Raw genomic sequence first — 20,766 nt, 5'->3', positions numbered from 1 at the left:
GTAGCCAGTGTGGACGCCTGCTCGCTAAGGGCCTGTCCCGTTCTTCTAGTGCATACTCCTATGATCTGAATGTTAGGCAATTGGAATGACGGACGATCGAACGACGGGGATTGAGAGGGCGGAGCTGTCGGCTGAACGGGGCGTTGCGCAATATCAGCGGCTCGCTTCGTTGTTGAGGTACCGGATCGCAAAGGGCGAATATCCGCTCGGCATGCTGCTGCCGCCGATCACGCAACTCGCGGCCGACCTGGGCGTGGCCGTCGTTACTGTCCGGCAGTCGTATGAGCTGCTTTCTAAAGAAGGGCTGATTCGTAGCCAGCGAGGCATCGGGACCCACGTGGCGGCCCTGCCCGCCACCACGGGCGACCTCGAACTGGCGATCAACGATCCGTTCGCCGCGCCTGAGGCGCTCGCCTTTGATGTACTCGAAGTCCGGCGCCACACCAGGGTGCCGCAGGAACTGCTCGGACCGGGCGAACAATCGAACGGCGAATACGTCTGCGTCCGCAAACTGCACACCTATTCCGGCGAACCGTTCTGCTACGCGGAGATCTATGTGTTGACCCCGGTCTTCGAAGCCTTGCCCCAGGACACCGCCAAGAACAAAAAACTACTCGCCGCGGTGCTCGATGAATTGGGCTCGCGGAGCAAACGTGTGCGACAACGCATGACCGTGATGCCGGCGGATTTTCCACTGTGCGACATGCTGAAGATCCCGTTCGCCTCACCCGTCGCGAAAATGTCACGGTGTCTTCTTGATAGCAAGGGCAGCGTGCTGTACGCAGGCGTCACTTGGTATCGGGGTGACCGCTACGTCTCAGAGATCGACATCCCCGCCTCCGCATTGAAAGCAGTACCCGCCATCACCGAACCCCAACGGCGGGCAGCTAGCGAGCGCAACCAAGGCTGAAGGCCCTCCTCGTTCAGCCTCTAGGGTAAACAAGGGGCAGAAAAACCCCCCGCAGCCTCTAACATTCCAACATTAGAATGTTAGGATATATCCAGTGACATGTAGACCCAGCAGCGCGCTGGTTCTATGCCGTCGTGAGGTCCGAAGGCAAGCGGGCTCACGACTCCATGGGACGACACGCGGAGCCGTTGGCACCCAAGGCTGGCACCGACCACGTCGTGCGCTGTGTGGCCAACGAGTTCGGCCGATTCGGTATTCGCGCCAATTCGATCTCGCCTGGCATCACTCGCACGTCGATGTCGGGTGAGGCCCTGAACATCCCCAAGATATTGCAGGCCTTCGAGGCCTGCTTTCGGCTCGGACGTATTGACACTGTGGACGACGTGGCCGAAGCGACGCTGTAGCTGGCAAGCGACGCCTGTTTTCGTCCGGCGGCCGCAGGCACCTCCAAGCGATACGGCTTTCTGATTATCGAAATCAAGTGAAAGGAAAGGGCATGAGCAACTTCACATTAACATCGCCTGAATTCAAGGATCAGGATCCATTGCAACTGGTGCATGAGTTCGATGGCTACGACGGCACCGGCCAGAACCGTTCGCCCGCGCTGCAATGGCAGGGCGCGCCGGAAGGCACCAGGAGTTTTGCGCTGACGCTGTACGACCCGGACGCGCCCACCGGCAGTGGCTTCTGGCACTGGATCCTGTTCGACATCCATTCGTCCGTCACCCAGCTCGCCGCAAGCCCGGGCCCCAGCGACGGCACTGACCTGGGCGCCAGCGGCACCCAGGCCGCCAACGACTACGGCGCCATCGGCTACGGCGGTCCGTGCCCGCCCAAGGGCTTGCCCGCGCACCGCTACATCTTCACCGTGCACGCCCTGGGCGTGCCCAAGCTGGGGTTGCCTGCCAACCCGACCAACGCTGTGGTGCGCTTCTTCATCTACCAGAACACGCTCGCCACGGCTACCCTGACCGGCCTCTACAAACGCTAGATGTCGCGGCGTGCGGCGTGCGTCGTCGCGGCAAAGGCAACATGCTGTACGCCGGCGCTATCTGGTATCGGGGTGACGGCTACGCCTCAGAGATCGTCATCCCCGCGTCCGCATTGAAAACGGTACCCGCTATCACCGAACCCCGACGGCGGGCAGCTAGAGGGCTGCAAGCAAGGCCAAAGGCCCTGGTTCAGTCCCTAGGGTAAACAAGGGGCAGAAAAAACCTTCCTCAGCGCCTAAACTTCTAACATTAGAACTTTAGGAGTATCCAGTGACATGCAGGCCCGGCAGCGGTTAGCCAGGCTTCACCTTTGCGCTGGACGCTTCTATGCCTCCGGCGCGTTGCCGGCGCCGCTCTGAGTTTGCCGCCGGTCCGGCGGGCCTCTTCTGTCTCACCAAAGGACGGTTTCCGTCCACTGTTTCACCTCCTCTAACAAACGGAGACAACTCATGAATGCAAGAATTCTCGCGCAGCCCACCACGTCTACCGGCGCCCTCCTGCCGCTGCCCGCCCTGCCGCAGGACAAGCTCCTGACCGTCAACATCGAGCAGATCCCGCTGATCAAGGATGTCTTTCCGGGCATCCACATCAAGCCGCTGCGCCTGGACCCGGAGCGCGGAGAGTGGGTCTTCATGGCCATCGTGGAACCCGGTTGTTCCCTGCCGATTCACTACCACACCGGTACGGCGCAGGTGTGGACGATCCAGGGCTGCTGGAAGTATCGCGAGTACCCCGACCAGCCGCAGACGGCGGGCTCCTACCTGTACGAGCCCGGCGGCTCGGTGCACACCTTCTACACCCCCGAGGACAACACCGAGGACACGATCACCATCGCCTGGATCGAAGGCGCGCAAGTGAGCTTCAACGAGGACGGCACGTTCCACTCGCTCAATGACGCGCTCTCGATCCAATACGCGATCCACGCTCTTGCGGCGGCGCGCGGCATCGGACCGGTGCCCTACGTCAGGGGCAACGGTGCCGACGTTACCAAGGAATAAAGAGCGACTTACACCATGGCAGGCCGCTCGTCGGCCTGCGCGGTGCCGTTCCTCTGCTCCTTATAGACCAGCGTGTACGACACCGATCAGAGCAATCAGTGACGATCCATCAATCCGCGAGATTGAGAGAGTGCAACATGAGAATGATCAAAGCCCAGAGGATGCCGATACTGCCGATGCTGATATTGCTCGTGTTGCTGGCGACGCCGCTAGCCGCAAGAGCCTGGGAGCGCGGCAAGGTTGAGACATTCGCCACTTTGCCTCCGGGGGAGGCGCATCCAGAGGGGATCGCCGTGGACCGCGAAGGCAACGTCTACGTCGTCACGGTGGCGGTGGAAAAACCCAGGACGAGCGAGGGCGCGCTTCTTGTGTTCGACCCGCAGGGCAAGCACCTGCGCACTGTCAGCATCAAGGGCTCGAGTCGAATGTTGCTTGACGTCGGCTTCCATCCTCGCACGGGTCAGCTGCTCGTCGTCGACTACCTGGGCGCGAAGGTCCTGAGCGTCGATCCCAGTACAGGTGCCTCGTCCGTGTTCATGACGGTCACCGGCAAGAACCCCGGCCTCGACGGGTTGACGTTCGACCCCGCCGGAAACGTCTACGTGACCGACGCCCACCAGGGCATCATCTGGAAGGTCGGACCCGACGGCGGCGAAGCGTCGGCATGGGTCACCAGCGCGCTGCTGAAGCCCACGCGGATCCCGCCGACCATCGGCGCCAATGGCTTGGCGTTCAACAACAAGAAAACGGCCATGTTCGTCGCCAATACGGCGAACGACATCGTTGTCAAGATACCGCTGACCGGCTCGACGCTTGAGCCCGGCACGCCTGAGGTCTTCGTCAACCGGATCGGCGGCGGACCCGACGGTGTGAAGATCGATGAGCACGACAACCTCTGGATCGCGTGCAACCAGTCCAACGAGATTCTCGTGCTCGAACCAACGCAGGGGCGGGTGATTGCCAAGCTCGGCGACTTCGGCGGCATCGATCGCAAGGGGGCTCCCAAAGGCTTCCTCTGGTCGAACAGCCTCGTCTTCCATGGCGGCGACGTTCTTGTCACCAACCTCTCGCTCGATATCGAGACGTCGCTCTCGCAGCTCAGTGACGAGCTTGGCCTGGCGCATCTCGTGGGCAAGAATCTGCGCACCATCGATGGTCCGTGGGCGCAACGGGTGAAGATTCACACTATCTCGAAAATCAAGAAGCGGATACCAGAACTCGACGGCGGGCCCCAGTAGCCCATCGGCTAGAAGTCTCCCCCGTCAGGCAGCGCGCGGCACTTGACCTACCTTCCGCTTTTTCGATAGGTCGACTTATAGAACGATGTACTCGGCTGCCTGTTCAACACCGGCCAGGCAGGGAACGGTGGCCTCGCGGCCAGCCGTCATACATTGACCCACCGAGATGAAATGGATATGAAGAAAGACGAGACAACGGGGCCGCTGGCCGGCGTGAAAGTGGTTGACATCACGTCAGTGTTCATGGGGCCCTCGGCTACCCAGATGCTGGCTGACCTGGGCGCCGACGTGATCAAGGTCGAGTCTCCAACCGGAGATAGTACGCGCGGGATAGGTCCCTGCGGCGATGAAAAGCTGGGGCCGCTCTTTCTCGGCCTAAACCGCAACAAGCGCAGCATCGTGCTTGACCTGAAGGCGCCCGAGGGACGCGAGGCCCTGCTTTGCCTGGTACGGGATGCTGACGTGCTGGCCTACAACGTGCGCCCACAGGCCATGCAGCGGCTGGGGCTGGACTATGAAACGCTATCGGCCATCAATCCGCGCCTGGTCTACGTCGGCATGTTCGGCTTTTCGCAGCGCGGACGCTACGCGCCCCAGGCAGCCTTCGATGATCTGATCCAGGCCGCAACCGGCCTGCCGCTGGCCGTTTCGCTGGGCAGCGGCGACAGTCCTCGATATCTGCCAATCACCATCGCGGATCGCTCGGTGGGGCTCTATGCTTTCGGCGTGATCTGTGCCGCCCTGTATTCGCGGGGGAGCACCGGCAAGGGCCAGCGCGTTGATGTCCCCATGTTCGAGACCATGGTTCCCTATGTGATGGGAGACCACCTGTATGGCGAGACCTTCGTTCCAGCAAAGGGCGGCTTCGGTTATCCGCGCCTGCTCTCGCCCGAACGGCGCCCATACAAGACGAAGGACGGACATGTCTGCTGCCTGATCTATCACGATCATCATTGGCGGGCCTTCCTCCAGGTCATTGGCAAGCCGGAGTTGTACGACACCGATCCGCGCTTCGCCAACATGAACACCCGCACCGCCAACATCACCGAACTGTATGCGATGGTCAGCGACGAAATGGCCAAGCGCACCACCGAGGAATGGCGCACCCTGCTCAAGGAGGCTGATATTCCGGTCTTTCCGATGCACACGTTCGAGTCACTGCTGGACGATCCCCATTTGCGGGATATCGGCTTCTTCAGCGAATCGGACCACCCAGCCGTCGGACGTATCCGGGAGATGGCGGTGCCCAGCGAATGGCATGGCACCCCACCGACAAGCCGCCGCCATGCGCCCGGCCTGGGTGAACACAGCCGTGAGGTACTGCGTGAGGCCGGCTACGACGAGGCCTCCATCGATACGCTGTTCGCGTCAGGCATCTCCAGGGATGGGTCAAAAGCGAAACGAACCGAAGGAGAAACGCCCCATGAATGATGAACTGCTGTGCGAGGTCCGGGACGCAGCACTCTACCTGACCATCAACCGGCCGGAGCGCCGCAATGCCATCACGCCGGGGGTGCTGCAGGGACTTCGCGACGGCATCCTGCGCGCCGATCGAGATGCCGACATCCGCGCTGTGGTCATTACGGGAACGGGCGAACAGGCATTCTGTGCCGGCGCCGATCTGCAGACCGGCAAATCGTTCACGTTCGATTACGCGGATCCCTACCAAGGGATGGCCGACCTGTTTCGCTGCGCCAGGCAGTCAACAGTGCCGCTGATCGCGCGGGTCAACGGGGCCTGCATGGCGGGTGGCATGGGACTGATGGCGATGTGCGACCTGGCGATAGCTAGCGAAGGCGCCCGCTTCGGCCTGCCGGAGGTCAAGCTGGGCTTGTTCCCGGCGCAGGTCCTGAGCGTGCTGCAGCACTTGGTGCCACGCCGCACGCTCACCGAATTGTGCCTGTGCGGCGAGCCACTGTCCGCGAGGCAAGCGCTGGCCGCAGGACTCGTCAACGATGTCAGCGACGATCTCGACGCCAGGCTGGACTTGCTGCTGGCCCGCCTGCTGAACAATTCGCCCGCCGCCATCCGTCGGGGGCTGTACACGCTCAAGCATATGGAAACCATGTCGTTCGAGCAGTCCATGGCGTTCACGGAAAGCCAGATAGGGCTGTTTGCACTGACCGAGGACGCGCGCGAAGGCCAGCTGGCATTCCGCGAGAAGCGCCAGCCCATGTGGACTGGCAGATAGGGAGATGGGAATGGACGCGAAAAGGGTACGTATTGGCGGCGCTTCTGGCTTCTGGGGCGACAGCAGCGTCGGCGCGCCACAGCTTGTGCGCCACGGTGATATCGATTACCTGGTGTTCGACTATCTGGCCGAACTGACCATGTCGATCCTGGCCGCTGCCCGATTGCGCAAGCCGGAGCTGGGCTACGCCACCGACTTCGTGACGGTGACAATGAAGGCCCTGATCGGGGAGATCGCCGCACGCGGGATCCGTGTGGTCAGCAACGCCGGTGGCATGAACCCGCACGGGTGTGCGCAGGCCATTGCCGCTCTGGCAGCGGAACAGGGACTGACGCTGCGCATTGCCGTGGTGGAAGGCGATGATGTGATGACCCTGCTTCCCCAACTGCGCGAAGCCGGTGTGCAAGACATGCAGCAAGGCCGCCCCTTGCCAGAGCACGTGGTCAGCGCCAATGCCTATCTGGGCGCGTTGCCGATCCGGCAGGCGCTGGACCAGGGGGCCCAGATCGTCATCACCGGACGCTGCGTGGACAGTGCCGTGACACTCGGCGTGCTGATGCATGAGTTCGGCTGGCATGCGGACGACTATGATCGCCTGGCCCAAGGCAGTCTGGCCGGCCACGTCATCGAGTGTGGGTGCCAGGCAACGGGCGGCTTGCATACCGACTGGGAAAGCGTACCGGACTGGCACGACATCGGCTATCCGGTGGTCGAGTGCCGTGCCGATGGCACCTTCGTTGTCGGCAAGCCCCCCGCCACCGGGGGACTGGTCAACACCGCCACGGTCGGGGAGCAGGTGCTGTACGAGATCGGCGACCCGGCCACCTACCTGCTGCCAGACGTCACCTGCGATTTCACGCAGGTAACCCTTCGGCAGGCCGCACCGGATCTGGTGGAAGTCAGCGGCGCACGCGGGCGGGCCCCGAGCAATGCCTACAAAGTCTGTGCCACCTATGTCGATGGCTTTCGCTGCAACGCGCAGCTTTCCATCGTCGGCGTCGACGCGGTCGCCAAGGCAGAACGCACGGCGGAAGCGATCCTCGCCCGCACGCGCAAGCTCTTCGGGGAGAACGGGTGGGGGGACTACAGTCGCACCCGGATCGAGGTGCTGGGAGCAGAGTCCTGCTTTGGGCCACATGCTGCCGTCCGACACACCCGCGAGGCGGTGATGCGGCTGGCGGTCATGCATCCCGAGAAGGCGGCCCTGGAACTGTTCGCGCGGGAAATTGCCGCGGCGGGGACCAGTTGGGCGCCGGGCACGACGGGCTCGGCTGGTGGGCGTTCCAGTCCCTCGCCATCGATCCGCCAGTATGCATTCCTGCTCGACAAGAGCGCCCTGACGCCGGCGGTGGTGATGAACGGCGTACGCAGCGGCGTCACCATTCCTTCGAGTGGCACGGCGGCAACGGTCGCGCCCGCGGCACCTGCAGTCGCCGAACAAACGGGCGCCGGCCCTGCTGAACACGATACCGTCGAAGTTCCGCTGATACGGCTTGCCTATGGCCGTAGCGGCGACAAAGGGGATACCTCGAACATCGGGCTGATTGCGCGCCGGCCGGCGTACCTGCCCGTGCTGCGGGCCGAAGTGACGGTGGCGCGCGTGGCGGACTGGCTCGGGTACCTGGTGAAGGGGCCGGTGACATGCTACGACCTGCCCGGCTTCGACGCCATGAACTTTGTCTGCGAGTCGGCCCTGGATGGCGGCGGCATGGCGTCGCTGCGCAATGATCCGCTCGGCAAGGGCATGGCGCAGATCCTGCTGACCATGCCGGTGCGCGTGCCGCGGGAGCTGTTGTCATGACGAGGAGTGCGCCCACCGCAGCTGCCAACGAGAGCGTCATCCTCGCCGACGACGGCACCGGCGGCGTGACGCGATACCGACAACTGGCCAGCGTCATCCGGCACAGGATCGTTTCGGGCGAGTACCCGGTGGGTATGCAGCTGCCAACCGTGGATAGCCTCGCGCAAACTTATGGGATCGCCAAAGTCACCGTGCGCCAGGCCTTTTCCGCGCTGACGGAAGAGGGGCTGGTCCGCAGCCAGCGCGGTCGTGGCACGCACGTCATCAAGCAGCCATCAGAGCCCGGACAAGGGCTGCGCTCCGCCATCAATGACGAATCGGCCCATGACAGCGAGTTGGAAATCCGCATCCTGGAAATGCGCGAGGGCGTGGCGTTGCGGCCGGGCCTGGTCCGGCGCGGCACGCCGCTGAACAGCTACGTGATGGTGCGAAAACTGCATGTACATGGCGGCACGCCATTCTGCCTGATCGAGATGTATGTGGCCTCGTCGGTCTTTGCCCGCTTTCCCCGCGGTGGCGAGAAGCACCACAAACTCGGTCATCTGCTGCGCCAGGCCGAAGGCGACCGCCTTGGCATGATGCGGCAGACCATGACGGTTGAGCCGGCCGACTATATCCTGGCACGCGATCTCGCCTATGGCTTCGGGGCACCAATCGCCAGGATCGTCCGATCGACCCTGGATGTCGACGGCAACGTGCTGCTGGCAGGGCTGTTCTGGTACCGCGGCGACCGTTTCATCCTGGATCTGGAGATTCCAGCCAAGCTGACCGAGCACTATCCGGCGCTGGCCATCCCCGACAGCCGCCGCTGAGCGACAGACTTCACTGACAGACTTCACTATTTGAACAAGGAGACACCGAAATGACATCATCCTTTGTGCGGAGGGCCGCCGACGTGCCCGCGTACGCACCGGCCAACCACACGGGCACGGCGAACCAGCGCATCATTGGCAAGGAGACTGTCGGCGCGCGCCGGCTCGAGGTCCTGCTGGGCACGATCTCCCCGGGCCAAGGCGCGTTGCCGCACGCACACCCGGACCTCGAGCAGGCGTCGCTCCTGCTCGCCGGCGAGGGTATCGGCGAACTACCCGGAAAACAGCGCATCTTGCGCGCAGGGGACTGGAGCTTCAATGCGGCCGGCGTCTTCCATCGCTTCGAGGTCATCGGCGACGAACCGGTACGGGTGATGGTGGTCTACGCTCCGCCGTACAGCGAAAACCCGAACGCAGCGGTGATCGCGACCGGCCCGGGCGACCCGCGCCTTCAGGCCGGTGCCGCCGATGTCCGCGACGTTCCAATCAGCACCGAAGCGATCGCGCTGCCGCACTACCGGGGCGCGCTCGCCAGGCCGGTCATCACACGCCAGACCGTCGATTCCCGGTTTCTCGACATCTACATGGTCGACCTTGATCCGGATGGCGGCGCCGAGCCACACAGGCTCGGCGAGACCGAGCAGGTGCTCTTCGTTCGCAGTGGCACGATCCACGGGCGCATCGAAGGGGAGCGTTTCGCCGCCGGGACCGGGGAGTGGGTCTACGTTCCCGACGGTGCGGAACTCAGCATCGAATCGGCAGACGGGAAGCGCGAGCTGATTGTCATTCGCGCACACGATCCGCTGACCTGACGCAAGCTCGACCAAGTGAATCAATCAGATCCCAAGATACAGGAGGAGACAAGATGATCCAGCGATTTCCCCGGCGACGCATGCTCGCCCTGCTGTCCGGACTAGTTGCTGCCTCCGCGGCGTCGCAACTGGTGTGGGCAGATGGCCTGAACGAGTATCCGGCCAAACCGGTCCGTGTGGTGGTGCCCTTCCCTGCAGGCAGTGGAACGGACAACGCCGCGCGCTACATCGCGCGGATCATCACTGCCCAGACCGGCCAGTCCGTCGTCGTGGAAAACCGCCCCGGTGCCAACGGGTTCATCGCGGCCACGGCGGTCGCGACAGCGCCCGGAGATGGCTACACGATGCTCATCACGACAAATACCACCCACGCGGCCAATGCGTCCCTCTTCAAGAAGCTGCCCTATGATCCCATCAAAGATTACGCGCCGGTGTCGTTGATCGCCAAGAGCGGATTGGTCTTGGTGGTGCCATCCGACAGCCCGGTGCAGAAGTTGGCAGAGCTGACCACGCTGGCGAAAGACCGGCAAGGCAAGATGTCCTTCGCCAGCGGCAGTTCCTCCACCCGGGTCGCCAGTGAGCTCTACAAGATCAAGAGCGGCGCACCGGCACTGCACGTGCCCTACAAGGGCGTGCCGCAGGCCCTGACCGACTTGATGGGCCACCAGGTCGACTTCATGATTTCCGACATCAATCCAGCCCTGCCATTCATCCAGAACGGGAAGCTGCGCGCAGTCGCCGTGACCACGTCCAGGCGCCATCCCCTGCTCGGCAATGTCCCGACCATGGCGGAAAGCGGCTTGCCAGGGTACGAGATGACGGCTTGGGTTGCCGCCTTCTTCCCTGCCACCACGCCAAAACCGGTCGTCGCGCGTATGAGCCAGCTGATTCGACAGGGGCTGGTGCGCCCGGAGGCCACCGAGTACTTCGGCCGGACCGGAGGCCAACCCTCCCCATCGACGCCAGAAGAGCTGGCAGCGTTCGTGCGCAGCGAGACCGCGAAATGGGCTGAGGTGATCAAGGCCGCCGGTATCCAGCCGGAATAGCCCGCGCCTCGGCGGCGCGAGAATGCTCGGCCGACCACGCGTCGTCGGCAGACGCCTGCGCGAGCCTGGCCTGGCCGCTTACGTCAGCGCTTCCAACAGTACTTTTGCGTCTTGCCAGTCAACGGTATCGAATCCCTCGGCGAACGTGCCATGAATACCGGCCAGGATCGAGCGCGCAGCATCCATCTTGCCGCAGCATTGCCATAGCCGGGCCATGCTCAGCGCGCCTTTCAGCTCGACTGACCTGGCACCCTGGTCACGAGCCATGGCGATTGCCGCCTGAAAACACGCTTCGGCTTCTTTGGCCCTGGTGGACGAGCCGGCTTCGCCGTCAGACAACATTAGAATCAGTTCCCCCTTGAGCCGAAGCAGAATCGGCTCAGCGAACCGCTCGCCCGTGTTCTTCACCAGAGCCAACGCCTCACTCAGCACACGAAGCCCCTCCTCGGCTTGCCCCGCTTTTCCGTAAGCGTTGGCGAGCAGTGCCAGAAGCCTCGGCCGACCCAATGCCGCCCCGGTCGCTTCGTGGGCGCTGAGGCCTTGATGTATTTGCGCGATTCCCTCCTCATGACTACCCTGCTCGGCCAGCGCCCAGCCGCGCAGGATCGTTCCCCAACCCAGATAGAGGGGGAACCCTTGGTCGCTCGAAAGTGCGATGGCGGCGTCTGCACACTCCCGCGCCAGTTGCACTTCGCGCCGGTACTGGTGCAATTCGGCCGCGAAGATCAGGCACAAGGCAAGGCCGAACGGATCAGAGGACTTTCTGGCCAGCGCCAGCGCTTCCTCGCTGCGCGCGCGTGCCTGGTCCGGCAAGCCCAGAAACCAGAGCGTCCAGCTTAATGTGCTCCGGATATGAAGGGCGAGGTTCGGCGCATAGCGTAGAAGTTTGCTGTATGTTTGCCGCTCAGGGCGGTGCAGTGCCAGCGCCTGCTCCATATGGGTGCGGGCCATCCTGATCTCGCCCAGACGGAACAAGGTGGCGCCAAGAATGCGGTGCGCCTCCGCGAGCTGTTCCGGATCCTGTTTATCCTGCGCGAAACCGAGCAGCCGCTGCGCCAAGGCGTGTGCCGTACTGAGTTGCGCACGCAACAGATAAAACGACCAAAGTCCTAGCTGTGCCGAGAAGATCTGCGGTATTTCTCCGCCCTGTTCGCACAAGGCCAATGCACGCGTGTAGGTGGCCTCCACCTCTGGCGCACCATAGCCTCGAGCGGCCATCCAGGCGGGACCGAGGGTCAGGAGCAGGGTGAGTTCCTCGCGTGCGCGTTCGGGGGTGTCCGCCACGGACTTGAGCAGTTCGAGGGCTGCACTGAGATGATGGATCGCTTCGATCTGTGCTGAACGCTGCAAGGCCTGCTGGCCCGCAAGATGGAGGTATTCGATGGCCTTCGGCACATTGCCACTCTTGCTGTAATGGTGAGCCAGTTCGCTGCAATAGTCCTTCAACCGACCCGGAAACAGTGTCTCGATGGCCCGGGCTGTGCGTTCATGCAGCACGCTGCGCTGACCTGTCAGGAGGGAGTTAGCGGCCACCTCCTGGGTAAGCGCGTGTTTGAACGCGTACTCCACTTCCGGGAATGCCGGACGCTCGTAGATGAAATCGCCGGCTTGAAGGTCACTCAGAAGCGGGCGCAGAGCCTCTTCCGGTTGCGCGGTGACATGCTGGATCAGACTCAAGGGAAACTCTTTGCCGATGATCGCAAGGGTCTGCAGCAAGTCCTTCTGGGCGACGGGAAGGCGGTCGATACGCGCGGCGAGCACCCCCTGCACGGTCGTCGGAATATGAAGTGACAAAGGGGAGTTCTCGATCCGGTAGCTGCCGGGCTGGCCAAGCAAGACACTCTCCTCGGCCAGCGTCTTGACGACTTCCTCCATAAAGAACGGATTACCCTCCGTCTTGGCCAGGATGAGCAGTTTCAGGGGCACGAGCGAGGGATGGTCTCCCAACAGCGCCATGAGCAGACCCTGTGCCTCCGCTTGCCCCAGCGGTTCCAGTTGCAATTGGGTGTAGTAATGTTTCCCGCCCCAATCATGCGCGTATTCCGGGCGGTAGTTGACGAGCAGAAGCAATCTGGTGCGCRGCACATGCTCGATGAGGATATTGAGAAAGGCCTCGGTCTCGCTGTCCAGCCATTGCAAGTCTTCGAACAAGAGCATCAGCGGCTGATTCCGGCTCTCACGCACAAGTAGCCGTGCAATGGCTTCGAAGGTGCGCTGGCGCCGGATGGTGGCATCCATCTTGGGCAGCGCCGAGCCCGCTTCGCTGATACCGAGCAGGTAGAGCAGATAGGGCAGATGGTCCTCCAGTGTGCGATCCAGAGTCAGCAACCTGCCGGTGACTTTCTCGCGATACAGCCGTTCGTCATCCTGCGCGGCAATCTGAAAGTAGTTTCTCAACAGATCGATCAAAGGCAGATAGGGAAAGGCCCTGCCATGTGAAACCGAGAAGGTTTCGAGCACCATGCAGCCCCGCTGCGAGCGTGCCTTGAACTCGTGGTACAGACGCGACTTGCCGACGCCCGCGTCGCCCACCACCCCAACGATCTGCCCTTGCCCCGCCCTGGCCGACTCCGACGCCTCCTGCAGGCGCTCCAATTCGGCCTGGCGGCCGACAAAACGCGCCAGACCGCGAAGCGCCGCCACTTGCAGGCGCGTGCGCAAGGGGCCTAGGCCGAGCACCTCATAGACCGCAAGGGGCTCCCGAATGCCCTTCACGCGCGTGGTCCCGAGGCCCTTGAACTCGAAGTACCCCTCGGTCAGCTTATGGGTCGATTCGCTGACGAGGATCGACGACGGTGTTGCGACGCCTTCCATCCGGGCGGCGATATGGATCGTGTGCCCCACCGGGTCGTAGTCCGCGCGCAAGTCGTCCTTGCGGATCGAGCGCACCACCACTTCGCCGGTATGGATGCCGACCCGGATCTGCAGCGGGACACCCTGCTCCAGACGGAACCGGTCACCAAGGCGCCGAATCGCTTCCTGCATGCGCAGCGCCGCGTACAACGCCCGCAAGGGGTGGTCCTCGTGAGCAATCGGCGCGCCGAACAGCGCCAGGATGCCATCGCCCAGGGATTTGGCAACGTATCCCTCGTAGTGATGCACGGCCTCCATCATCAGCCCGATCACGGGGTCAATCAGCCCGCGTGCTTCTTCGGGGTCCAGGTCCTGGATCAAGGCGGTCGAGCCGGCCATGTCCGCGAACAGCGCCGTAATGGTCTTGCGTTCGCCGGCAGCCTGCCCCCTGGCCTCCATCGCGGCCTGCTCGGCGAGGATGCGTTCGGCGAGATAGGGCGGTGTGTAAAGAACCGGTGCGGGGACAGCGGGCGTTGGCACTGCGGCAGCGACTAGCGTTGCGGCCAGCTCCGTCATGGGCGCGCCGCAAGAACCGCAGAACTTTGCTGTGGGGCTGGACTCCTGGCCACATTGCGGGCAGATCTGCGCAAGCCTTTTCCCGCACTCCTCGCAGAATTTTCCTCCCGCGGGGTTCTCGAACCCGCATTTTGTGCAGCGCATATCGCCCTCTGCCAGCCTTAGCCTGCCACGAACTCATTAGAAGCGTAATGACCGCCCGTCGCAAGATATAGGTTACCGAAAATGCCGATCACCATACGGTTTGCCGTATTCCGCTGATCGTCGCTCACATGGACTTTGGGCCGCGATTCGGCTTACCCAGCCCATGTTGGATAGCGCGCATCAGAGTCCAAGCCGGCTTTGCGTTCGATGAAGTGCTGGCTGCCCCACAGAATCCGTCCTCGCAGCGCGGGGCCGGGGGCCACGGGCCCACGCCGACGATCGCGTATCCAAGTCGTCAACCCGGCTCTATCGGTGTATCGCTTACCCGACTCAACTGCGCACCGGTCGGTGCTGAACCGGGAGACCCCCTGGGTCGCAGCCATTTCGGTCGCCAGTGCTCCGGGCGATGCGGCTCGTATGGCTGCCGGCATGCGATCCCTTGGCCGGTAGACGCGAAACGCCCCACACCTTGCGCGCGGCGGGGCGCTGCGACCGCCCCACCTTATCGCCCCCCTAGGTGTTAACGAGCTATCTGTCATTATGACAATAATACTATTATCACGCCTATGAACGACGTCGATTGCCTCCGCATTCCGACGTCGCAAGCGCCGTGGCGCCTCCTTGGCAGCACCTGCATGCATGGCGCTGATCCAAAACAATCTCAAACGGACCGCTCAGCGGTTAGAGACTTCATGCCCAAATCGACTGTCATGCTCCGCCAGCCGGAGTCTCACCCGGAGAGCCGGCTGCCACCTGGCGTGCAACGGCTCACGCGCCCAAAGCCGCTCGGTAGAGCCGTGGAACTGGCGTTCCTTCGCTGGGAAAAGAAAGACCTGCCGGCGACTGAACGCTTCTGGCGCGATTTCGGCATGCATCTGGTCAGCGTCTCGCCTGACCGGATCACGGCCCGTGGCGCCGGGACGGCCCCTTGCATTGCCGTGGCCGAACGTTCGGCGGCGAGCCGCTTCGTTGGGCCTGCCTTTCGCATGTCCGACGATACCGACTTGCATCGGTATGTCGATCGCTTTGGCGCCACGTGGTTGTCCGAACAACAGATTCCCGGAGGCGGCCGCGGTGTCGAGCTATTCGATCCCTCCGGCCGTAGTGTCTGGCTCGTGCAAGGCCAGCAGCGTGTCGAAGCTCTGCCCATGCGCCCACCCATGACGTTGACCAACACGGCGCAACATACGTCGCGAGTCAACCGCACCGTTCGCACCCCGATTGAGCCGGCCAGTATTGTCCGGCTGGGTCATGTTGTACTTCAAACCGTGGACTTTGCCACCATGGCGGCGTGGTACATGACCGTACTTGGTGTCATTCCTACCGATGTGCAGTACCTCGCGGATGGCAGTCCCAACCTGGCCTTCTGCCGGCTCGACCTTGGCCAGGCGCCAGCCGACCACCACACCCTCGTATTGGTGGGTGGCATCGAAGAGAAATACGAGCACAGCGCGTACGAAGTCATCGATCTCGATGCGCTCGGACAAGGTCAACAGGTGCTGCGTGCGCAAGGCCATTCGCACATGTGGGGCATCGGGCGGCACTTGCTGGGAAGCCAGTTGTTCGACTACTGGCGCGACCCGGACGGCTTTGAGCTGGAGCACTACACCGATGGGGACCTTTTCACCGCGGATTTCGAAACCGCTTACTCGCCGCTTGATTTCGGCGGTATCTGGGCCTGGGGTGCCGACGCACCGGCCTCGATGAAGCCACGAAAGACTTTGCGCAATGTGCTGAAGGTGCTGAGGCTGGTACACCGCAAGGCGATTGCGCCGGCGCGGCTCAAGCTGATCGAAACTGCGCTGGGCGCACCCGCCAGACCCTGGCTTTAGAACTAAGCAATTCCCTAGGAAATATCATGTCTCGTACCGTAATTCGCTACATCCATACGGATGGCCCGCAATGGGGCATTCTCTTTGGCGCGCGCATCGCGCCGTTGCAGGCCAACGCCGCGACCACAGGCGAGTTGCTTACCAAACACTGGCAAAGCATCTGGCAAGTGCCGGCGGCGCAGGCAACGATTCCGCGCGAGGCCGTCCAGCTTCTCGCACCCGTCACGCAGAACCAGCAATTCCTCTGCCAAGGCATCAACTACCGCAGCCACGTCATGGAATCCGGTCTGCGTGTCGAGAATTTTCCCTTCAACACCATCTTCACGAAGGCATCCTCATGCATCACGGCCGCGGATGCTCCGGTTGCCTCCCCGGCCCACGTCAAGCTGCTCGACTACGAGATCGAGCTCGGGCTGGTGTTGCGGCGGGATTTGCAACCTGGCGTGAAGGTCAGCCCCGACGCTCTCGGTGATTGGCTTGCCGGCGTGACCATCGTCAATGACCTGTCGGCACGTGACGTGCAATTGCCGCAGGGTCAGTTCTACAAGGGCAAGAGCTATCGCGGCTTCGGGCCCGTTGGCCCTGGGCTCATATTGCTGACACCGGAAGAGTGGCAACGTTGGCCGGAATTGCGGATGCGCCTGGATGTCAACGGACAGCCCCGGCAGGACGCCTACTGCGCCGATATGATCCATGCGCCGGCTTCAACCTTGACTGAACTGGCATCCATGCACGACGTTCACACAGGCGACCTGATCGCCACCGGTACGCCAGCCGGTTGCGCGGCCCGCGCGCCGGGCAAGCTCGCTATGCTCATGGCGAAACATTTTCTCAGCGACGCCGGCAAATGGCGCATGTTTGTGCGCCGCGGCCTGACCAATCCCGCCTACCTTCGGCCCGGCGATAGCATCCGGGCCTCGATTCGCACAGATGACGGCATCATCGACCTGGGTGAGCAGACCACCGTTATCACATCGGCATGACGACCACGCCAGTTGGCGACGAAACATGTGGCATCCCATCGCAGTATTTGGAACGAGAGTGAAGTCTTATGAGTAGCCTTGCAATCAGCGCCATGCCAGAGGTCGTCAGGCGACTGGAGGACGTGGAACAGATCGAACGCACGCCCTGGCAGTACGTGATCCGCGCCACAAACACTTACGAGGTACTACGGACCGCTTGCGAGCGCTGGTCGGAACGCGTGGCCCTGCGGCTCCTACTGGATGGCAGCCCCTGCGCGCCGACGCGCGACGTCCGTTATGCCGAATTGCTGGAAGGCATCCATCGCGCTGCTAATACACTGCACCGCCTGGGTATCACGCCGGGCGTGCCAGTCGCAATCCTGCTACCGAACCTGATCGAGAGCCACCTGGCACTATGGGGTGCCGAGGCTGCCGGCATCGCCAGCCCGATCAACCCGATGCTGGAATCCAGCTACGTTGCCCGGATCTGCGAAGAGACGGAAGCCAAGGTTGTCATCGCCCTGGGGCCCACCACCGAAGGGAGTATCTGGGAAAAAGCCGTGGAAGTCGCCGACAGGCTGCCTCGGATCGAGACGATCCTGCAGGTCGACCCGACGGCGGCGATGGGGCGGCGTACCGGTTCCGGCGGTCACATCCCGCGCGGCAAGATGCCGAGCCGTCCCGGCGTGCAGGTGCTTGACTTCCATGACGCGCTGGCCGAATCCGACAGTACGCGGCTGATCAGCGGGCGGCGATTCACCCCCACCGAGCCGTGCGCCTATTTTCATACGGGTGGCACCACCGGGTATCCCAAGGTGGCCGTGCACAGTCACCTGAATGAAGCCGTGATGGCATGGGTCCTTCAACGGATTGACGACCGGTGCAACGTGATGCTGGCGGGGTTGCCGCTTTTCCACGTGAATGGCGCCATGGTGACCGGACTCGGTGCGCTTCACAGCGGTTCGGAAATCGTCATGCTGACAGCTGGCGGGTATCGGACGCCGGGCCTGCTAGACGCCTTCTGGGAGATTGCCAACCGATTTGGGGCCACCACGTTTTCCGCCGTGCCAACCATACTGGCAGCACTGCTTTCCAGGCCGTTGCCTGCGGACGGGATCCCGACCTTGCGCCACGTTCTCTGTGGTGCCGCGCCGCTACCCAGTCAGATCGCACACGAGTTTGAAGGGGTCACTGGTGTTCGCATCCACGAGGGATATGGCCTGACGGAAGGTAGTTGCGTGTCAACCGTCAACCCGCTACAAGCCGCGCCCAAGGCCGGTACGGTTGGCATCCGCATTCCGTATCAGGAATTGAAGCTGTTCAAGCTACATGCAGATGGCCGGCCCGCCGAACTTGCCGAAGCCGGTATGACCGGCGTGATCGGCATACGCGGCCCCAATGTCTTTCCCGGTTACCTGCGGGAAGCCGACAACCGCGGCATCTGGATCGAGGGCGGATGGTTCAACACGGGCGACCTGGGCCGCCTTGATGCGGATGGATCTCTCACGCTGTGCGGCCGCGCGAAAGACCTGATTATCCGTGGCGGCCATAACATCGATCCGTCGATGATCGAGGATGCAATCGCCGCGCACCCCGCAGTCGCCATGGTCGCTGCGGTTGGGCAGCCAGACACCCATGCGGGCGAATTGCCGGTGGCCTTCGCGGTACTCAGGCCGGGCGCAAAGACTTGCACCGAAGCGTTGATGGAGTACGCCCGCGAGAGGATTCCTGAACGTGCGGCGGTGCCGGTGCGCATCGAAATCATGTCAGCACTACCCCTTACGGCCGTCGGCAAGGTCTCAAAGCCGGACCTGCGACTGCGCGCCGTCGAGCACGTCATCCAGGCCGCGCTTGCCGGACATGGCATGTCTGACACCCGCGTTAAAGCCCGGCTCTGTCCCGAGCGCGGTACCGTGGCCGATATCTCCGGACCGGTTGCGTCACGTCAGGCGGCAATGGCACTGGTAGCCCGCTATCCCGTGATCTCCGCATGGCAGGAGCAATGATGACGAACACCGGGAAGACTCCGCAGGGAAGCATGCTCGATACGGATGTCCTGCTTGTTGGACTGGGGCCGGTGGGGGCAGCGCTGGCCAACCTGCTTGGCCGCTACGGGATTCGCGTCCTGGCCATCGACCGCGCCACGGAAATTTTTGCGAAGCCGCGCGCGATCGCGCTGGACAACGAGGCACTGCGCATTCTGCAGCTCGTGGGCGTAGCGGAGGGAGAATTCGCCACGGTGGCAATTCCGAAGGTGCAATACCGCTCGCCGCTGTTCGGCCGCTTTGCGCGCATCAACAGCGCGAGGATTGTCGATGGCCATCCGATGCTCGTCACGTTCTACCAGCCGGAGCTGGAGGCGGTGCTGCGCAAGAAGCTGTCAGCGTACCGCACCGTGGACGTTCGCCTCGGGGCTGAACTCCAGTCGTTCGTCGATGATGGTCACCATGTGCATGCCGTCGTGAAATCAGCTGGCTCGCCTGCCCTGCAGGTCAGGGCGAAGTACATGGTTGGCATCGATGGCGCAGGTTCACTGGTCCGGCGTGAGTTAGGGCTGGATTTCGAGGGCCGCACATTCCAGCAGGACTGGCTGATCGTCGACGCGCTTGGCGTACCGAATGCCATTGACCATTGCGAATTTCTCTGCGACCCGGCAAGGCCAACGCCACATATGGTCGCGCCAGGGGGGCGCCAGCGCTGGGAATTCATGTTGAAGCCGGGAGAACGTGCCGAGGAAATGGAGCGGCCAGAATCGGTGCGCAAACTGCTAGCGCCGTGGTGCGATGTTGAAAAGATCCAGATCGAACGCACCGCTGTGTATCGATTTCATGCACGCGAAGCCAAGTCGTTCTCGAAGGGTCGATGTTTCCTGGCTGGTGACGCCGCTCACATTACCCCACCTTTTGCCGGGCAAGGACTGGTGGCCGGCCTGCGAGACGTGGCGAACCTTGGGTGGAAGCTGGCGTGGGTGCTACGCGGCCAGGCGAGCGAGCAGATTCTCGACAGCTATGATCAGGAACGCCGGCCTCACGCAAGGAAGATCATCAACCTGGCGCGCTTCCTTGGGGCACTTGTCATGCCACGCAACAGAGCGGCGGCACTCGCCATTCACGGATGCATGAGCGCGATGCGGCTATTGCCACGTGGCCGTGCCTTGTTCGAAGACTTGAAAGTCAAGCCCGCAAACACATTTGACAATGGCCTGTTTGTGCGCGTGCGCGGCACCGAGAAGCTGCGTGCAGGTTCGAGCTTTCCACAGGGCTGGGTCCGACCAGCTGAAAGCGGAATCCCGACACTTAGCGACGATTGCCTGGGGCTTGAATGTGCAGTCATCGGATTCGGTTTCGACCCCGCAACGCGGCTGTCGCCTGAGCTCATGACGCGCTGGTCCCTCGCCGGCGGCAAGGTGTGGCAATGGTGCCAACGTGCCCAGGCGCAGCATCTCGCTCCCAAAGGCCGGCGTCTCGAAGCGCTGGATGAGGTCGTGTTGCCCCGTTTGGCCCCGCTCGACTGGATGGTGGTTGTCCGTCCGGACCGATGCGTGCTCGCCGAAGGCCCGGCCTCTCAGGCCGAGCACATCCTCCAGCGAGCCCTTGATTTGATCGATCCGCCAAAGGTCCGCCTCGACATGCGCCTCCCCAAGGCGGCCTGAAGGCGCC

The 20,766-nt window shown here is 62.9% G+C and carries 16 protein-coding genes; 15 read left to right on the top strand and 1 reads right to left on the bottom strand.

Annotated features, from left to right (window positions below; translation table 11 throughout):
• Window positions 1-85: 85 nt before the first annotated feature.
• From AB4061_RS03780 to AB4061_RS03730, 11 genes are all read left to right on the top strand, one after another.
• Window positions 86-910 carry a GntR family transcriptional regulator gene (locus AB4061_RS03780; RefSeq protein ID WP_441631031.1) on the top strand — a complete coding sequence of 275 codons (825 nt, stop codon included), beginning with the start codon at window positions 86-88 and terminating at the stop codon, window positions 908-910.
• 167 nt (window positions 911-1,077) lie between these two features.
• Window positions 1,078-1,314, top strand: a complete 237-nt coding sequence (locus tag AB4061_RS03775; RefSeq protein WP_441631029.1) for an SDR family oxidoreductase — start codon at window positions 1,078-1,080, stop codon at window positions 1,312-1,314.
• A 92-nt stretch (window positions 1,315-1,406) separates the two neighbouring features.
• Window positions 1,407-1,901, top strand: coding sequence for a YbhB/YbcL family Raf kinase inhibitor-like protein (locus AB4061_RS03770; RefSeq protein ID WP_441631027.1), 495 nt, complete (start codon window positions 1,407-1,409; stop codon window positions 1,899-1,901).
• A 450-nt stretch (window positions 1,902-2,351) separates the two neighbouring features.
• On the top strand, window positions 2,352-2,900 hold the full coding sequence (locus AB4061_RS03765) for a 2,4'-dihydroxyacetophenone dioxygenase family protein (protein WP_441631025.1): 549 nt from the start codon (window positions 2,352-2,354) through the stop codon (window positions 2,898-2,900).
• 143 nt (window positions 2,901-3,043) lie between these two features.
• Window positions 3,044-4,138, top strand: a complete 1,095-nt coding sequence (locus AB4061_RS03760) for an SMP-30/gluconolactonase/LRE family protein (RefSeq protein WP_441631023.1) — start codon at window positions 3,044-3,046, stop codon at window positions 4,136-4,138.
• Between the two features lie 177 nt (window positions 4,139-4,315).
• The gene (locus tag AB4061_RS03755) at window positions 4,316-5,569 is read left to right on the top strand and encodes a CaiB/BaiF CoA transferase family protein (RefSeq protein ID WP_441631021.1); all 1,254 of its coding nucleotides are present in this window, start codon (window positions 4,316-4,318) and stop codon (window positions 5,567-5,569) included.
• On the top strand, window positions 5,562-6,329 hold the full coding sequence (locus tag AB4061_RS03750) for an enoyl-CoA hydratase/isomerase family protein (protein ID WP_441631019.1): 768 nt from the start codon (window positions 5,562-5,564) through the stop codon (window positions 6,327-6,329). The genes AB4061_RS03755 and AB4061_RS03750 overlap by 8 nt, the downstream gene beginning before the upstream one ends.
• Before the next feature lie 10 nt (window positions 6,330-6,339).
• A complete protein-coding gene (locus AB4061_RS03745) occupies window positions 6,340-8,130 on the top strand; it encodes an acyclic terpene utilization AtuA family protein (RefSeq protein ID WP_441631017.1) in 1,791 nt (596 codons plus the stop codon).
• Window positions 8,127-8,942 carry a GntR family transcriptional regulator gene (locus AB4061_RS03740; RefSeq protein ID WP_441631015.1) on the top strand — a complete coding sequence of 272 codons (816 nt, stop codon included), beginning with the start codon at window positions 8,127-8,129 and terminating at the stop codon, window positions 8,940-8,942. Before AB4061_RS03745 ends, AB4061_RS03740 begins: the two co-directional genes overlap by 4 nt.
• A gap of 50 nt (window positions 8,943-8,992) precedes the next feature.
• Window positions 8,993-9,754, top strand: coding sequence for a cupin domain-containing protein (locus tag AB4061_RS03735; protein ID WP_441631013.1), 762 nt, complete (start codon window positions 8,993-8,995; stop codon window positions 9,752-9,754).
• 53 nt (window positions 9,755-9,807) lie between these two features.
• Window positions 9,808-10,800, top strand: coding sequence for a Bug family tripartite tricarboxylate transporter substrate binding protein (locus AB4061_RS03730; protein ID WP_441631011.1), 993 nt, complete (start codon window positions 9,808-9,810; stop codon window positions 10,798-10,800).
• A gap of 78 nt (window positions 10,801-10,878) precedes the next feature.
• Here AB4061_RS03730 and AB4061_RS03725 read toward each other — a convergent pair whose 3' ends face one another.
• Complete coding sequence (locus AB4061_RS03725) at window positions 10,879-14,313, bottom strand: AAA family ATPase (RefSeq protein ID WP_441631009.1); 3,435 nt, start codon at window positions 14,311-14,313, stop codon at window positions 10,879-10,881.
• Between the two features lie 797 nt (window positions 14,314-15,110).
• Between AB4061_RS03725 and AB4061_RS03720 the strand changes: the two genes are divergently transcribed.
• The 4 genes from AB4061_RS03720 to AB4061_RS03705 all read left to right on the top strand — a co-directional run bounded on the left by AB4061_RS03720 (window position 15,111) and on the right by AB4061_RS03705 (window position 20,759).
• Window positions 15,111-16,145: a VOC family protein gene (locus AB4061_RS03720; protein ID WP_441631007.1), complete on the top strand. Its 1,035-nt coding sequence runs from the start codon at window positions 15,111-15,113 to the stop codon at window positions 16,143-16,145.
• A gap of 26 nt (window positions 16,146-16,171) precedes the next feature.
• A complete protein-coding gene (locus AB4061_RS03715; protein ID WP_441631005.1) occupies window positions 16,172-17,128 on the top strand; it encodes a fumarylacetoacetate hydrolase family protein in 957 nt (318 codons plus the stop codon).
• 122 nt (window positions 17,129-17,250) lie between these two features.
• Complete coding sequence (locus tag AB4061_RS03710) at window positions 17,251-19,113, top strand: acyl-CoA synthetase (protein ID WP_441631003.1); 1,863 nt, start codon at window positions 17,251-17,253, stop codon at window positions 19,111-19,113.
• The gene (locus tag AB4061_RS03705; RefSeq protein ID WP_441631001.1) at window positions 19,110-20,759 is read left to right on the top strand and encodes a bifunctional 3-(3-hydroxy-phenyl)propionate/3-hydroxycinnamic acid hydroxylase; all 1,650 of its coding nucleotides are present in this window, start codon (window positions 19,110-19,112) and stop codon (window positions 20,757-20,759) included. The genes AB4061_RS03710 and AB4061_RS03705 overlap by 4 nt, the downstream gene beginning before the upstream one ends.
• Window positions 20,760-20,766 lie beyond the last annotated feature (7 nt).

The sequence above is a fragment of the Cupriavidus sp. YAF13 genome, from assembly GCF_052113425.1.
Lineage (GTDB): Bacteria > Pseudomonadota > Gammaproteobacteria > Burkholderiales > Burkholderiaceae > Cupriavidus.
Note: the sequence above shows the minus strand (reverse complement) of the source record. Positions and strands in the feature narration are given on the sequence as shown.

What these genes read in the sequence shown, in the direction of transcription:
- AB4061_RS03740 (WP_441631015.1), top strand. Translation starts at nt 8,127, where the DNA reads ATGACGAGGAGTGCGCCCACCGCAGCTGCCAACGAGAGCGTCATCCTC.
- AB4061_RS03730 (WP_441631011.1), top strand. Translation starts at nt 9,808, where the DNA reads ATGATCCAGCGATTTCCCCGGCGACGCATGCTCGCCCTGCTGTCCGGA.
- AB4061_RS03715 (WP_441631005.1), top strand. Translation starts at nt 16,172, where the DNA reads ATGTCTCGTACCGTAATTCGCTACATCCATACGGATGGCCCGCAATGG.
- AB4061_RS03755 (WP_441631021.1), top strand. Translation starts at nt 4,316, where the DNA reads ATGAAGAAAGACGAGACAACGGGGCCGCTGGCCGGCGTGAAAGTGGTT.
- AB4061_RS03780 (WP_441631031.1), top strand. Translation starts at nt 86, where the DNA reads ATGACGGACGATCGAACGACGGGGATTGAGAGGGCGGAGCTGTCGGCT.
- AB4061_RS03765 (WP_441631025.1), top strand. Translation starts at nt 2,352, where the DNA reads ATGAATGCAAGAATTCTCGCGCAGCCCACCACGTCTACCGGCGCCCTC.
- AB4061_RS03770 (WP_441631027.1), top strand. Translation starts at nt 1,407, where the DNA reads ATGAGCAACTTCACATTAACATCGCCTGAATTCAAGGATCAGGATCCA.
- AB4061_RS03705 (WP_441631001.1), top strand. Translation starts at nt 19,110, where the DNA reads ATGATGACGAACACCGGGAAGACTCCGCAGGGAAGCATGCTCGATACG.
- AB4061_RS03750 (WP_441631019.1), top strand. Translation starts at nt 5,562, where the DNA reads ATGAATGATGAACTGCTGTGCGAGGTCCGGGACGCAGCACTCTACCTG.
- AB4061_RS03735 (WP_441631013.1), top strand. Translation starts at nt 8,993, where the DNA reads ATGACATCATCCTTTGTGCGGAGGGCCGCCGACGTGCCCGCGTACGCA.
- AB4061_RS03775 (WP_441631029.1), top strand. Translation starts at nt 1,078, where the DNA reads ATGGGACGACACGCGGAGCCGTTGGCACCCAAGGCTGGCACCGACCAC.
- AB4061_RS03745 (WP_441631017.1), top strand. Translation starts at nt 6,340, where the DNA reads ATGGACGCGAAAAGGGTACGTATTGGCGGCGCTTCTGGCTTCTGGGGC.
- AB4061_RS03760 (WP_441631023.1), top strand. Translation starts at nt 3,044, where the DNA reads ATGATCAAAGCCCAGAGGATGCCGATACTGCCGATGCTGATATTGCTC.